Annotated in this window: 11 protein-coding genes; 4 read left to right on the top strand and 7 right to left on the bottom strand. The window is 70.3% G+C overall.

Annotated elements, in window-relative coordinates; genetic code table 11:
- From B9O00_RS10950 to B9O00_RS10975, 7 genes are all read right to left on the bottom strand, one after another.
- Positions 1-259: transposase (locus B9O00_RS10950; protein ID WP_143596201.1), on the bottom strand; the 259-nt coding region annotated here is incomplete at its 3' end.
- Positions 260-328: 69 nt separating this feature from the next.
- Positions 329-2,245 carry a P-loop NTPase family protein gene (locus B9O00_RS32455; protein ID WP_143596202.1) on the bottom strand — a complete coding sequence of 639 codons (1,917 nt, stop codon included), beginning with the start codon at positions 2,243-2,245 and terminating at the stop codon, positions 329-331.
- Positions 2,246-2,454: 209 nt separating this feature from the next.
- Positions 2,455-3,267, bottom strand: a complete 813-nt coding sequence (locus tag B9O00_RS10955) for an HAD family acid phosphatase (protein WP_089229622.1) — start codon at positions 3,265-3,267, stop codon at positions 2,455-2,457.
- Between the two features lie 198 nt (positions 3,268-3,465).
- Positions 3,466-4,620, bottom strand: a complete 1,155-nt coding sequence (gene goxB, locus B9O00_RS10960; protein WP_143596203.1) for a glycine oxidase maturase GoxB — start codon at positions 4,618-4,620, stop codon at positions 3,466-3,468.
- Positions 4,621-4,918: 298 nt separating this feature from the next.
- Entirely contained in the window at positions 4,919-6,976 is a 2,058-nt protein-coding gene (gene goxA, locus B9O00_RS10965) for a CTQ-dependent glycine oxidase GoxA (RefSeq protein ID WP_085122715.1), read from the bottom strand.
- Between the two features lie 187 nt (positions 6,977-7,163).
- Positions 7,164-7,526 (bottom strand): endonuclease domain-containing protein, encoded by a 363-nt coding sequence (locus B9O00_RS10970; protein WP_200808474.1) that lies wholly within the window; start codon positions 7,524-7,526, stop codon positions 7,164-7,166.
- Between the two features lie 216 nt (positions 7,527-7,742).
- A complete protein-coding gene (locus B9O00_RS10975) occupies positions 7,743-9,158 on the bottom strand; it encodes an aminotransferase (protein ID WP_085122717.1) in 1,416 nt (471 codons plus the stop codon).
- Positions 9,159-9,451: 293 nt separating this feature from the next.
- On the opposite strand from B9O00_RS10975, the gene B9O00_RS10980 reads away from it, so the two are divergent.
- The 4 genes from B9O00_RS10980 to B9O00_RS10995 all read left to right on the top strand — a co-directional run bounded on the left by B9O00_RS10980 (position 9,452) and on the right by B9O00_RS10995 (position 13,755).
- Complete coding sequence (locus tag B9O00_RS10980) at positions 9,452-10,759, top strand: vWA domain-containing protein (protein ID WP_085122718.1); 1,308 nt, start codon at positions 9,452-9,454, stop codon at positions 10,757-10,759.
- 26 nt (positions 10,760-10,785) lie between these two features.
- On the top strand, positions 10,786-11,127 hold the full coding sequence (locus B9O00_RS10985; RefSeq protein WP_085122881.1) for an XdhC family protein: 342 nt from the start codon (positions 10,786-10,788) through the stop codon (positions 11,125-11,127).
- Between the two features lie 196 nt (positions 11,128-11,323).
- Positions 11,324-12,064 carry an XdhC family protein gene (locus tag B9O00_RS10990; protein ID WP_085122719.1) on the top strand — a complete coding sequence of 247 codons (741 nt, stop codon included), beginning with the start codon at positions 11,324-11,326 and terminating at the stop codon, positions 12,062-12,064.
- Positions 12,061-13,755 carry an NTP transferase domain-containing protein gene (locus B9O00_RS10995; protein ID WP_085122720.1) on the top strand — a complete coding sequence of 565 codons (1,695 nt, stop codon included), beginning with the start codon at positions 12,061-12,063 and terminating at the stop codon, positions 13,753-13,755. The genes B9O00_RS10990 and B9O00_RS10995 overlap by 4 nt, the downstream gene beginning before the upstream one ends.
- Positions 13,756-13,857 lie beyond the last annotated feature (102 nt).

The raw sequence follows: 13,857 nt of genomic DNA on the forward strand, positions 1-13,857 counted from the left end.
TGTAGTCCAGCTGCTCCATCAGTTGCCGCTCCGAACGGATCGAGTAGAAGGCCTGCAGCAGCAGCGCCCGCAGCAGCTTCTCCGGCGCGATCGACGGCCGGCCGATCCGCGAATAGAGCTCATCGAAGCGCGGCGAAAGCACCTCCAGCGCCTCGTCGACGATCGCCCGGATCGCCCGCAGCGGATGATCCGCCGGCACCCGAGCCTCGCAGCTCACATAACTGAACAGCCCGCCCGAGCTCGCATCACCGCCGCGCATGCCAAGCCTCCCTCGGCAAGACAACGGCGGAATCGAATCACCTCCCGGGCCGAGCCGGAAGACCCATTTTCAGCAACCTGCTAGCGCTGGCGTACGAGACAGACGCCGCAACGCCAGGAACCGCAAGTGTTCTGGATTCATCGCGTCTTCAAATCCAGCGGCCACGCGGCTAGGAAAATCATAAAATAAAGCAGTTAACAGGTAACGGCCGATAATATTATGAACTAACGCCCAATACCTGTCACCCTCTCGAGAAATCCGAACGAGACAAAGTCCGGGGACGTCCTTTCGCTTGTCCTCAATTTTTTGGGACATAGGCCAATCTGCCGTCGCAGGAAGCATAGCATCGGGCAACGGATACCTTTCGGTGCTCAAAGCGGCAATACTCAACATCGCACTCTTAATGTCGTCTTCATGAACGTTCTCCTTAAATTGTCTATATATCCAGGACTGAACGGTTTCTTGCATGTCAAACTGTCTCTGCAACCAAAATGATAACGAAATCCAAAAAGCAGCAATCCCTTGTCCGGACTGCACCGATGTCGCTTCATAGAAATTGCGCCACTCGTACTCTGAGCGAACAGGGCCGTGAGGTGCCAAATAGCGATTCAGATGATTCCCCAGAGCAATAGTTTCACCCAGAGTCAATTCATGTGACAGCATCCCCAGGGCAAGAAAATGCCGATCATCATAATATTCAACACCCAGATATGGGCCAGTTACGATAATAATGCATGCAGGTCTGCCACTTTTCTCCAATTCTCTCAAGAATTGTCTAAGATCAGCTTCTCTTCCCTGCCAGTGCATTCTATCGAAGGCCACGAGCCAAGGTGCTTCATAGAGACGCTCCCCTCCCGTTTCTACTACTGAAAGCCGCTGGATCTCCATGACGCGAGTCATGAAGTTTGCCATTTCTAAAGCTTTTGGCGCAAATGGCGCAGATTTGGCTACCAGCGTCGGATAGCCTTCTTCCGCAGCAATCCACGCAAGATTTCGCAAGAGCGTGGTGCCTCCAGCGCCAGATTCAGCTGCTATAAATGCTACTCTGTTCGCTTCGGAACCGTCCCTGTCGAGTCTCCGAAGCCGCGAGCGGAGACGTTGCCAATGCTGATCGTCTCGAGGCCAAGGCATTCCAGCTGCGTACGGCCGCCATGCCGAGGCGGCATCTTGGAAGAAGTCCTGGATCTGCTCCAGCGTTAGATCTTCCGGCTGTAGTCGGCGCAGGTCCCTTTCGTGAAGTATGTCATAGTTGGCAAGCAATGGCCGCTCTGGGTCATCAAGCGCAGTTACATCGTAAGTCCGTGCAACTCCGTGACTATCCCTAATCCGAACATTTATACGCTGACTCTCTCTCCCGGCAAAATGTGCGTCGACCAACTCTTTACAAAATTTGCCCGCAGCGAGTGGGTGATATGCCACCGCGGCCGCGATCTCATTTGCATCGACCCATTCTTCCAATTCAGCTGCGATCGTGGGCGAGTCGCTGACGACCGTTACAACTGTGCGGAGGCCATCGTGCCACAGCTCAGCAAGCTCTTTGGGAAGGGTAGAATCTCGTCCCAGGAGTAGAATAAGTTCTCTTGGCTCCATCCTGCGGAGTGTGTCGAGCATCGTGAAACGCCGCGTCAGCGCAGCTAGCCCCGTCAGAGATGCGGCTTCACCACGGCCATTGAGCAGGTAGACTGGCAGACAACGGGGCGGTAAGAGGAGCTCGGCGGGATTACTGTCAACCACATGCACAAAGCCTCGTTGCCGGACGAGTGGATCTTCCGGATCGTCAGTCCGCTCCAACTCTGAAATGAGGCGCGGTTCAGAGCTTTCGCTTAGAGCTAACCGCCAGGGGAGGCGGAGTACACTAGCGACTTGTTCAGCGCCAGCTTCTGCCGCGAACGAGTCAAGAACCCACACTACTGCGTCCCGAGACTCAAGATGGCTCAGAAGAGGGGCCGGAATGCTGCTCAGTTGAATTGTTCTGGCGCTAGCCATGGCGTGTGGCACTCACCTGTTCTTAGTGGTCTGAGTTTCGAGAAATTTTAGTCTGTATTCTGCTTGTGAGCTGGTTCTATTGCCAGCGTCCGTTGGCGCTCTTTATAGCGAAGGGCCGAACGATGCGGGCACGTCAACTATTGTCTTTTCTCTAACCTGCCTGGAATTGGAGATCAGTTTGCCAGTCTTCGTTGCGGACCAATACCTCCTTACTTAATCCGATAGAACGGGTTCGGCAGCTTGAACACGGCCTCGGCGTGGCCGCCGGTCAGGTCGCTGACCTGGTCGCCGATGTTGGCGACGATGCTGTAGCCCTGGGCCTCGATCCGGGCGCGGACCGGGGCCTTGAAATCGGCGGCGGAGGCGAGGTGCGGGCCCTTGTCGGGCTGCAGGTAGAGCTGCTGCCAGGCCGGGTAGCCGACGCCGCGCAGGTTCTTCTCGGTGGCGGCGCGCTCGTGCTCGTGGCGGCCGGTGATGAAGAAGATCGCGACGCCGAGCTCGGCCGCACGCTTCGCCAGGGCCAGCGTCGGCTCGATCGCCGGGGCGGCGGCCAGGCCGTTCCAGGCGTTGTTGCCGCAGGGGCTGGAGGGCCGGCCGGTGCCGTCGAGGCGGCAGGGCGCGTTCGGCAGGAAGGCGAAGCCGTTGGCGACGATGTCCGGCCAGTTCGAGACGCTGGTCTCGTCGATGTCGAGGACCAGGGCGAGCTTCGCCCCCGGCGCCGCCGTCGCGGCGCGATGCTCGATCCGCTGCAGCGCCTGCTGGTCGACCTCGGCCAGCTCGACCGCGTAGGCGCCGCTGTCGTGGTAGGCCGTCAGCTCCTGGGTGACGAGGTCGAGGTTCCGCGGCTCGGCGCGGAGCGCCGCCGGCTGCAGCAGCAGGGCGAGGGCGACGACGGCGGGCGCCAGGAGCGCCAGGGGCCGAAGGGCCAGCGGCCGAAAGGTCAGGGGCCGAAGGGCCAGGGGCCGACGGGTCAGCGGCCGACGGGTCAGGCGACGGCGCCTCGTCTGCCGGGTCGCGGTCATGGCGGTTCCCCCCGTGGTGTCGTTCCGGTCGTGACAGCTTAGCGCTCTTTCGCGGGGAACGGGAAAGGGGAAAGGGCGGACGCGTCGCCCGGTCCCAGGAAATCCCCTCTCCGCCCCCGGGGGGCGGAGAGGGTCAGGGAGAGGTGGGGGATGCGGACTCTCCGGCTGCGCCGATGCCCGGCGTCGAGGTCGGCCCCCTCACCTCTCCCCGGCCCTCTCCCCTCCCGAGGGGAGCGGAGAGGGAGAAATGTCGGTGTCGGCGAAAACGGAGGAGCGGCGCTGCCAGAAGGGCCGCTCGGCGAAGCGGGGCTCGGCGGCGTAGAGGCGGCTGCGGGCGGCGAGGAAGTCCTGGACGCCGGCGGCGACGGCGGCGGCGTAGCGGGCCAGCGGCGCCGGGTCGCCAGCCAGGGCCGCGGCGGCGGCCTCGGCGGCCGTGATCGCGGTCCAGAGCGCGGTCGTCATGCCGTGGGAGGACAGCGGGTCGAAGGCCGCGGCGGCGTCGCCGACCGCGGCCCAACCCTCGCCGGCGGCCGGCGCCAGCCAGGTCGTGCCGGCCGAGGCGAGGCGCGGCGCCGCCAGGCGGAAGCCGGCCTCGGCGATCCAGCGGCCGACCTGGCGGCTCCCGGCCAGCAGGGCTTCGAGGGCCGCCGTGCCGCGCGTCGCGTCGGGCGGCAGCAGGTCGGGGTCGCTGAACCAGTCGAGCGCCAGGCGGCCGTCGGCCAGCAGGGCGGCGTACCACCAGCCGTCGGGCGCCGCCTCGATCAGGGTCGCCGGGGTCGGCTCGACGTCGCTGGCCGGGTCCTGCTCCAGGAAGGCCCAGAGCGCGGCCAGGCGGTCGGCGCGGAAGCGCTGCGTGCGGCTCCGCGCGACGACCGCCGCGCGGCCGCTGGCGTCGAGCAGGAAGCGCGCCCTGGCCTCGCTGCCGCCAGCGCGCAGGCGCCAGACGCCCTCGGCGCAATCGGCCGCCTCCAGCGCCGCCTCGACCCGTTGGGCGCGGGACGCCAGGGCCAGGGCGGCGAGGTCGCGCTCGAAGGCCGGGCGGTCGAGCACCCTGCCGGGTCCCTCCAGGTGCAGGATGGCGTTGCGCTCGGCGAGGCGCGGCCCGCCCCAGGCCGAGAGCAGCGCGTTGGCCGGCCGGTGCCCGGGCCGCTCCAGCAGCGCGAGGGCGCCGAGGGTCGCGAGCAGCGGCCGCGCCGCCGGCGCCAGGTGCTCGCCGGGCCGGTCGCCGGCCTCGGCCGCCGGCCCGATCCAGAGCGGCCGCAGGCCGAGCTGCGCCAGGCGCAGACAGGCCGCGGCGCCGGCGAGGCCGCCGCCGACGACGGCGACCGGGACGACGGCGACCGGGGCGGTCACGGCGCCCGCCCTGCCGGCCGGTGCGGTCGAGAGACATCGCCATGCCTCCGGCAGCACCTCAAAACGGCTTCATCCTGAGCTTGTCGAAGGGTGAAGCCGTCCTGCTCCGTCCGTGCCGGTTTCGCTTCGCCCTTCGACAGGCTCAGGATGAAGCGAATTGAAGAAGCGAGCCTCGTCCTCCGCCCCGACCGTCGCTTCGTCCCGGGCCTGTCGAGGGCCGTGGGGGCGAGGGCCGTGAGGGCGAGGGCCGTGAGGGCGAGGGCCGTGAGGGCGAGGGGCGTGGCCGCGCGCGGCCGCCTCACTTCGGCAGCATGCCGTCGCGCTTCTTCCAGTCGAAGCGGAACTCCATGGTGTCGTCGCGGCCGACCTCGACGTAGAGCACCTCGGGGATCGCCTTCGGGCGCTCCGGGTCGCTCGGGCCCGGGCGCTTCACCACGAAGCCCATGCGCTCCCAGAGGGTGATCATGTTGGTGATGCCGTCCCAGTAGCTGCCGTTGGCGTGGTAGCCGATGCCGGCGACGCCGCGCGACCAGGCGACCCGGTTCTCGAAGAACTTGAGCCGCTCGTCGGGCGAGAGGTCGGTGCGCAGGAGCTGGCGGTAGTAGACCTCGGGCAGCACGTCGATCGGCAGCAGCGCCGGCCACCAGACCGCGGTCGGGAAGTTCTCCTGCAGCAGCACCTGCTGGCAGGAGAAGGCGTCGCACTGCCAGGGCAGGCCCATCCAGCGGGTCAGGTCGCCGGCCATCTGCGGGCCGATCGGCGGCGGCACCTCCCCGTTCTTCGACTTGCTGCCCTCGAAGGCCTTCTCGGCGGTCAGCAGGCGCCCGACGGTCTGGACCAGCCGGGCGCGGTCGCCGTGGGCGATGCGGAAGGGCTCGGCCTTGGGGTCCTTGGCGCGCGCGTACATCGGCGCCAGGCGCAGGTAGTAGGTCAGCTCGACGCCGGGGTGGAAGGCGCCGCCCGAGCAGGGCTCCAGCGCCGCCTCGGTCAGCGCCCGGGGCTGCAGCTCGACCGGCAGGTCCTCCAGCGCCTCGACCGCGTCGGCCGCCGCGTCGTGCAGGTCGTCGACGAAGTCGCCGGCGGCCCAGGCCTGCAGGTGCTGGTACTGCAGCTTGGGGAACTGGAACCACTGCAGCGGGCTGCCGTCGTAGTTGACGCCGTCGCCCAGCATGTAGGGGATCTTCAGGCGCTCGCGCTTGAAGGCCTCGGGGCCGGTGTCGTAGGGGTCGCGGAACTGGGCGAGGACCTGCTCGCGGAACGGCTTGTTGGCCGGGCTCGGGTCGGCGAGCCTGTCGATGAAGGCCGGGTCGGCGAAGTCGCCGACGTCGAGCCAGCCCTGGCGCAGGTTGGCGGCATCGGTCAGCCAGTCCATCAGCGCGACCCGGCGGAAGGTCGGGTAGACGTGCTTGCGGAACGACAGCGGCAGCGCCGGCGCCTGGCTCCAGCCCTGCTCGACGTTGAGGTTCTCGACGACGTCGAAGAGCGTCGAGATCGGTGGGATCTCCGGCGCGAAGTTCGGCCCGACGCAGGCGACCCAGGAGGGCTCGGCGGCCAGGCGCCGGCCGCCGGCCAGGGTCACCTCGGCGGTCACCGGCCCGTCGCACCAGTCGTCGTGCCAGCCGTCGTTGTCGGCGAAGGAGGTGATCGCGGCGTTGGTCGGCGAGTTCGAGACGCCGTCCGGCGGCACGACCAGCAGGCGCCCCTGCGGATCGGTGCGCAGCTCGCCCAGGCCGACCGCCTGCTCGTCCCAGAAGCGCCCGACGAAACGGTAGGCCGGGTCGTCGCCGCCCTCGTTGACCGAGGCGCCGGCGATGGTCCTGGTGCCGCCGTCGATGATCAGCATGCGCTCGCGCTGCTCGTCGTCGACGAAGTACTGGTTGCGCATCTGCCCGGGCAGGCCGGGCGCCAGCTCGCCGTTGTCGAGCGGGTTGTTGAAGCCGTACCAGGCGGCCTTGGCGTTGGCGAGGCGCACGCTCCAGGCCAGCGTCTCGACCCCGGCCGTGCCGGCGGTCAGCTCGCCGATCACCCGGTCCTGGTCGTCGAAGGCGTAGAGCCGGAAGCGCTGGACCTGCTTCTTGACGAGGCTGCCGCCGTCCTTGAAGCCGCCGTTCGGCTCGGGCGCCAGGCCCGGCACCTCGGGCGCCAGGAACCACTGCGGGCTGCCGCCGACCCGGCAGATGCCGATCGCCGGATAGACCCGGACCCTGGCGATCTCGGCGCCCTCCGGCGCCTTCTCGCGGCCGCCGGCCGGGCTGACCGCCGCCTTGGCCAGCCAGGGACAGCCGGCCAGCAGCGCCCCGGCCGCCGCCGCCGCCAGGAAGTCGCGCCGCGTCGCGCCGTTCTTGCGGTCGGTCATCTCTCGGATCCCCCTGTTGTCTTTGATTGTTGTCATATCACAAAAATCACCCGCATTCCGAGCGTCCGTCGATCCCTGCCCCTCACCTCTCCCCGCCCCTCTCCCCTCCCGAGGGGAGCGGAGAGGGAGTCGAACGGCGTGGCCTCGACCCTCGCGTCCCCTCTCCGCCCCTTTGGGGGGGAGAGGGTCAGGGAGAGGTGGGGAAGCCGACGCTCCGCCCGATCTCTGCGACGATCACCGTCAGAACGCCTTCCAGATTGCCGAGCACCTCGTTGTTCCAGAAACGGATGACCCGGTAGCCGCGCGCATTCAAGGCGGCGGTCCGCTCCGCATCCGCCTCGACCGCGCTCGCATGCTGCCCGCCGTCGAGCTCGATCACCAGCCGGCAGGCGGGAACCGCGAAGTCCGCGACGTAAGGCCCGATCGGATGCTGGCGCCGGACGTTGACCGGCAGGCGGAGCTCCCTGAGGGCCCGCCAGAGCAGGCGTTCGGCGTCGGTCGAGTCGCGGCGCAGGCGCCTGGCACGGCACGTCTTCGGACGAACGGCCATCCCGCTCCCCTTCCTGCCCATTCTCCGCCTCTTCTTTCTCCCTCTCCGCCCCCCTCGGGGGCGCGTAGCGCGGCGCTGCGCGCGGAGAGGGTCGGGGAGAGGTGAGGGGGAGATCCGAAGCGCCCGCGCAGCCGGAAAGGTCGACTCCCCCACCTCTCCCTGCCCTCTCCGCCCCCCGGGGCGGAGAGGGAAATCTTGAATGGGCTTCCTCGTCCCCTACCCCCGCCAGTGGCCCTCGCGGACCAGGTCGTCCTGGACCGCCAGGATCGAGTCCCTGAGGGTCTCGACCATGCGGTCGATCTGGGCCTCGGTCAGGATCAGCGGCGGCGAGAGCACGTTGAGGTGGGCGATCGGGCGGACCAGCACGCCGCGCGCCTGGGCGGCGGCGGCGATGCGCTTGCCGATCTGGACCTCGCCCGGCAGCAGGGCCTTGGTCTCCTTGTCCGCGACGTTCTCGACGCAGAGCATGAAGTGGCTGCCGCGCACGTCGCCGACCAGCGGCAGGTCGGAGAGGCTCTTCAGGCGCCGCTCGAAGTAGGGCCCGACCCGCCGGACGTGGCCGCAGATGTCCTCGCGCTCCATGATCTCGATGGTCTTGAGGCCGGCGGCGCAGCAGACCGGATGGCCCGAGTAGGTGAAGCCGTGGGTGAAGAGCGCGCCCGGCGCCTGCGGCACCGAGATGACCTCGTGGAAGGCGTCGGAGATCAGGGTGCCCGAGAGCGGCGCGTAGGCCGAGCTGAAGCCCTTGGCGCAGGTCAGGATGTCCGGCTGCATGCCGAACACCGCCTCGGAGGCGAAGAAGTGGCCGAGCCGGCCGAAGGCGGTCACCACCTCGTCGGCGATGTAGAGGATCTCGTACTTGCGGCAGAGCTCCCAGATCCGCCTGTGGTAGCCCGCCGGCGCCACGACCACGCCGCCGGCGCCCATGATCGGCTCGGCGATGAAGGCGGCGACGGTCTCCGGCCCCAGCTCGAGGACCTTGGCCTCGAACTCCCCGGCCAGCAGGTCGAGGAACTCGGCCTCCGTGGTGCCGGCCGGCCGGCGGTAGCAGTTCGGCGCCGAGATCCGCGCGATCAGCTCCTCGCCGACGAGGTCGAAGCCCTGGTGGTCGAAGGCGACGCCGGTCAGCGACATCGCCAGGTAGGTCGAGCCGTGGTAGCCGTCGTGGCGGGTGATGATCTTCTTCTTCCGCGGCTTGCCCAGGCGGTTGAAGTAGAAGTGGACGATGCGGATCGCCGTGTCGTTGGCCATCGAGCCGCCGGTGCCGAACAGCACGTGGTTGAGGCCGGCCGGCGCCAGGCCGGTCACCTTGGCCGCCAGCTCGGCGGCCGGCACCGAGGTGTGGTGGCCGAAGGAGGAGTAGTAGACCATGCGCCGCGCCTGGTCGGCCATCGCCTGGGCGATCTCGTCGCGGCCGTAGCCCAGGTTGACGCACCAGAGCCCGCCGATGCCGTCGAGGTAGCCCTGGCCCTCGGAGTCGTAGATCGTCGCGCCCTCGGCCTCGGCCACGACCATCGAGCCGGTCTTCTCGAAGTCCGCGAAGTCGGTCCAGGGATGGACGTGGTGGGCGACGTCCTTCGCCCGGATCGCCTCGGTGTCGTAGGCGAAGTTGCGTCGCGCGGTATCGTCCATGGTCGCCCCCCTCGTTGTGCGGCGGCGATGATAGCGGAGAATCGGCGGGTTGGGAGAGGTGCGGCTCATCCCCTCACCTCACCCTCCCACGGCCTGCCGGCCGCGGGCCCCTCCCTCTCCCCTCCCCAGGGAGCGGAGAGGGATCTGCAGACGACGGCCGCGACAAGGCTCCCTCTCCGCTCCCTGGGGAGGGGAGAGGGTCGGGGTGAGGTGAGGGGGCGTTCCCTCGCCGCACCCCTGCCCCGCCGCTCCGCCCGCTTGCGCCCGGCGGCGGCGCGGCTACGTTAGGGGCCATGTCCCAGGTCGACCCCTTCGCCGACGCCCAGCGCCGCCTGCGCCAGGAGAGCCAGATCGCCGAGCTGGCCGAGCGGCCCGAGGACGGGCGGCTGGCCGAGAACATCCTCTATTTCGTGCGCACCCTGCGCGCCGCCGGCCTGCCGCTCGGACCGGGCAAGCTGCTGGCCGCGCTCGACGCGGTGCGCGCCGTCGGCCTGGACCGGCGCGACGACTTCTACTGGGCGCTGCACGCCGCCCTGGTCGAGCGCCGCGACCAGCGTGAGGTCTTCGACCAGGCCTTCCAGATCTTCTGGCGCAACCCGAAGTTCCTCGACCGGCTGCGCGGCCTGCTGCTGCCCGACATCACGCCGCCCGAGCAGCGCGCCGAGCGCGGCAAGGAGCTCAACCGCCGGCTCGCCGACGCCCTGGCCGGCAAGCGGCCGGGCGGCACCGAGGCGCAGCAGCAGGAGGAGATCGAGCTCGACGCGGTGATGACCTGGTCGGACCGCGAGATGTTCCGCCAGCAGGACTTCGAGCAGATGTCGGCCGAGGAGCTGGAGCGCGCCCGCAAGGCGGTGCAGCGCCTGGCCCTGCCGCTGCGCCACGTCCCGACCCGCCGCTTCGAGGCCTCGCACCGCCCGCCGCGCGCCGACCTGCGCGCGACCCTGCGCGCCGGCCTGCGCGAGGGCGGCGACCTGCTGGAGCTGCGCTGGAAGAAGCGCCGGCACCGGCCGCCGCCGCTGGTCATCCTCTGCGACATCTCCGGCTCGATGAGCCGCTACTCGCGGATCTTCCTGCACTTCATGCACGCGGTGACCAACGACCGCGACCGGGTCCACTCCTTCGTCTTCGGCACGCGCCTGTCCAACCTGACCCGGCAGCTGCGCCAGCGCGACGTCGACCTGGCGCTGGAGCGCTGCGCCGAGGCGGTCACCGACTGGTCGGGCGGCACGCGCATCGGCGCCTGCCTGGCCGAGTTCAACCGGGTCTGGGCGCGCCGCGTGCTCGGCCAGGGCGCCATCGTGCTGCTGATCAGCGACGGCCTGGACCGCGAGGGCGCCGAGGGCGTCGCCCACGAGATGGAGCGGCTGCACAAGTCCTGCCGCCGCCTGATCTGGCTGAACCCGCTCTTGCGCTACGAGGGCTATGCGCCGAAATCCATGGGCGCGAAGGCGATGCTGCCGCACGTCGACGACTTCCGCTCGGTGCACAACCTCGATTCGCTGGAGCAGCTGGCGGCGGCATTGTCGGAGCTGCCGAAGCGCCGGCTCGAGGCGGCCAGCGAGTGGCTCGCCGACGCCGAACCCACGGAGGCCAGAGCATGAGCGAGTCCCGCATGAGCGAGTCCCGCATGACCGGATCCCCCCACTACGCGGACGCCAACGAGGTGCTGGCCGAGGCCCGCCGCTGGCTCGACGAGGGCCGCTCGGTCGCCATGGCGACGGTCGTCGCCACCTGGGGCTCCTCGCCGCGCCCGGTCGGCAGCCAGCTGATCGTCGACGAGCGGCAGAACATGCTGGGCTCGGTCTCCGGCGGCTGCATCGAGGGCGCCGTGGTGCAGGAGGCCGGCTCGGCCATGAAGGACGGCAAGCCGCGCCTGCTGACCTTCGGCGTCTCCGACGAGGACGCCTGGTCGGTCGGCCTGGCCTGCGGCGGCTCGGTCCAGGTCTACGTCGAGAAGCTGGAGGGCTGAGCATGGGCAGCGTCGCGTACACTCCCTCTCCGCCCCGCGTTTCTCCCTCTCCGCCCCTTTGGGGGGGAGAGGGCCGGGGAGAGGTGGGGTCCACCCTCTCGACCGGCGCCCGCGCTTCCCGGAGCGTCCGCCCCCACCTCTCCCTGCCCCTCTCCCCCCCAGAGGGGCGGAGAGGGAATCCGACGGAGACGCCGCGATGAAGCGCGAGATCCTCGACCGCCTGCTCGAGGGCCAGAAGGCCAAGCGGCCGCTGGCCCTGGTCACCGACCTGGAGAGCGGCCGGCAGCTGCTGCTCGACGGCGGCGAGACGCTCGGCGAGCTGGCCGGCGACGCCGCGGCCGAGGCCGCCGCGGCCAGGGCCCTGGACAGCGAGAAGAGCGGCCGCCTGCCCGAGAGCAGCCTCTTCGTCCAGGTCTTCATGCCGCCGCTGCGGCTGGTCGTGGTCGGCGCCGTGCACATCGCCCAGGCGCTGGTGCCGATGGCCAGCCTCGCCGGCTACGACGTCACGGTGATCGACCCGCGCCAGGCCTGGGCCAGCGACGCGCGCTTCCCGGACGTGAAGATCGCGGACGGCTGGCCCGACGAGGCCCTGGAAGCCCTGGCCCCGGACCGCCGCACCGCCGTCGTCACCCTGACCCACGACCCCAAGCTCGACGACCCGGCGCTGATCACCGCGCTGAACGGCCCGGCCTTCTACATCGCCGCGCTGGGCTCGACGCGGACCCACGCCAAGCGCCGCGAGCGGCTGCTGGCCGCCGGCCTGGGCGAGGCCCAGATCGCCCGCATCGCGGCGCCGGCGGGCCTGGCGATCGGCGCCAGGAGCCCGGCCGAGATCGCCGTCTCGATCCTGGCCCAGATGACCGCGGCGCTGCGCGGCGCGCCGCCGCTGGTCAAGGCCGCGCCGCCGCAGCCGGCCCGCGAGGGGGCGCCCGCGTGAACTTCGGCGCCCTGCCCGTCGCCGAGGCCGAGGGCGCCCTGCTCGCCCATTCGGTCCGCCAGGGCGGGCTCTCCTTCAAGAAGGGCCGGCGCCTCAGCGCCGAGGACGTGGCGGTGCTGCGGGCCGCCGGCATCGGCAGCGTGATCGCCGCGACCCTGGAGCCCGGCGACCTGCACGAGGACGAGGCCGCCGCGCGCATCGCCCGGGCCCTCGCCGGCCCCGCCGACGGCCGTTCGGGTGCCAAGGTCACCGCCGCCTTCACCGGCCGCTGCAACCTGGTGGCCGAGGACCGCGGGCTGTTCCTGGTCGAGCCCGCGCGCATCGACGCGGTCAACGCGCTCCACGAGGCGATCACCGTCGCCACCCTGCCGGCCTTCGAGCCGGTCGAGCCGCGGCAGATGCTGGCGACGGTCAAGATCATCCCCTTCTCGGCGCCGGCCGCCGCCGTCGAGCAGGCCGTGGCGCTGCTCGAAGACCCCTCCGGCCGCGAGCCGGCGGCGCGGGTCGCCGCCTTCCGGCCGCGCCAGGTCGGGCTGGTCCAGACCGCCCTGCCCGGCACCAAGCCGGCGCTGCTCGAGAAGGGCCGCAGCGCGCTCGACGCCCGGCTGTCGGCGCTCGGCTGCCCGCCGGCCGAGGAGCGGCGCTGCGGCCACGACGCCGCGGCGATCGCCGCCGCCCTGCACGAGCTGCAGGACGCGGGCTGCGGGCTGCTGCTGGTCTCCGGCGCCTCGGCGATCGTCGACCGGCGCGACGTCGTGCCGGCCGGCATCGTCGCGGCCGGCGGTCGGATCGCGCACTTCGGCATGCCGGTCGATCCCGGCAACCTGCTGCTGCTCGCCGAGCTCGACGGCCGGCCGGTGCTCGGCCTGCCCGGCTGCGCCCGGGCACCCAAGGTCAACGGCTTCGACTGGGTGCTGCAGCGCCTGATCGCCGACCTGCCGGTCGCGCCCGCCGACGTCACCGCCATGGGTGTCGGCGGACTGCTCAAGGAGATCGGCGGCCGGCCGCTGCCGCGCGCCGAGGCCGTCGAGGGCGGCGCCGGCGAGGACGCGGAGGCCGCCGGGCCGAAGCGCCTGCCACGCATCGCCGCCCTGGTGCTGGCCGGCGGCCAGGGTCGGCGCATGGGCGGGCCGAACAAGCTGCTGCTGCCCTACCGCGGCGAGCCGCTGCTGCGCTCGGTGGTGCGTGCCGCGCAGGAGTCCGACGCCGCCGAGGTCCTGGTCGTCACCGGCCACCAGCGCGAGGCGGTCAAGGCGGCGCTCGCCGGCCTCGCCGTGCCGGCGGTGCACAACCCCGACTATGCCGAGGGCCTCAGCACTTCCCTGAAGGCCGGCCTCGCCGCCCTGGCGCCGGAGGTCGACGGCGTCGTCGTGCTGCTCGGCGACATGCCGCGGGTCGAGCCCGCGGTGATCGACAAGCTGATCGCCGCCTTCGATCCCCTGGAGGGCCGGGCGATCTGCCAGCCGAGCTGGCACGGCAAGCGCGGCAACCCGGTGCTCTTCGCCCGCCGCTTCTTCGCCGAGCTGAAGGGCCTCGGCGGCGACGTCGGCGCCAAGCCGCTGCTCGCCGACTATCCGGAGCTGGTCTGCGAGGTGCCGGTCGAGCGGGACTCGGTGCTGGCCGACGTCGATACGCCCGAGGCCTACCGGGCCCTCTCGGAGGAGGCGGCGAAGGGAATTCCGCAGCGCTAGCCGCAGGACTCCCCGGGCCGCTCCGGCGATCCCTTTTCGAACCTTGAGCCGGATGAATGACTTAGGTCATCCGGGCCGAAACGATGAAGGTTCGATGACAGG

It is taken from the genome of Tistlia consotensis USBA 355 (assembly GCF_900177295.1).
Classification (GTDB): Bacteria; Pseudomonadota; Alphaproteobacteria; order Kiloniellales; family DSM-21159; genus Tistlia; species Tistlia consotensis.

Bases quoted from the DNA above. Each gene is read 5' to 3' on its own strand.
- B9O00_RS32455 (WP_143596202.1), bottom strand. From the start codon at position 2,245: ATGGCTAGCGCCAGAACAATTCAACTGAGCAGCATTCCGGCCCCTCTT.
- B9O00_RS10955 (WP_089229622.1), bottom strand. From the start codon at position 3,267: ATGACCGCGACCCGGCAGACGAGGCGCCGTCGCCTGACCCGTCGGCCG.
- goxA (WP_085122715.1), bottom strand. From the start codon at position 6,976: ATGACCGACCGCAAGAACGGCGCGACGCGGCGCGACTTCCTGGCGGCG.
- B9O00_RS10970 (WP_200808474.1), bottom strand. From the start codon at position 7,526: ATGGCCGTTCGTCCGAAGACGTGCCGTGCCAGGCGCCTGCGCCGCGAC.
- B9O00_RS10975 (WP_085122717.1), bottom strand. From the start codon at position 9,158: ATGGACGATACCGCGCGACGCAACTTCGCCTACGACACCGAGGCGATC.
- B9O00_RS10980 (WP_085122718.1), top strand. From the start codon at position 9,452: ATGTCCCAGGTCGACCCCTTCGCCGACGCCCAGCGCCGCCTGCGCCAG.
- B9O00_RS10985 (WP_085122881.1), top strand. From the start codon at position 10,786: ATGACCGGATCCCCCCACTACGCGGACGCCAACGAGGTGCTGGCCGAG.
- B9O00_RS10990 (WP_085122719.1), top strand. From the start codon at position 11,324: ATGAAGCGCGAGATCCTCGACCGCCTGCTCGAGGGCCAGAAGGCCAAG.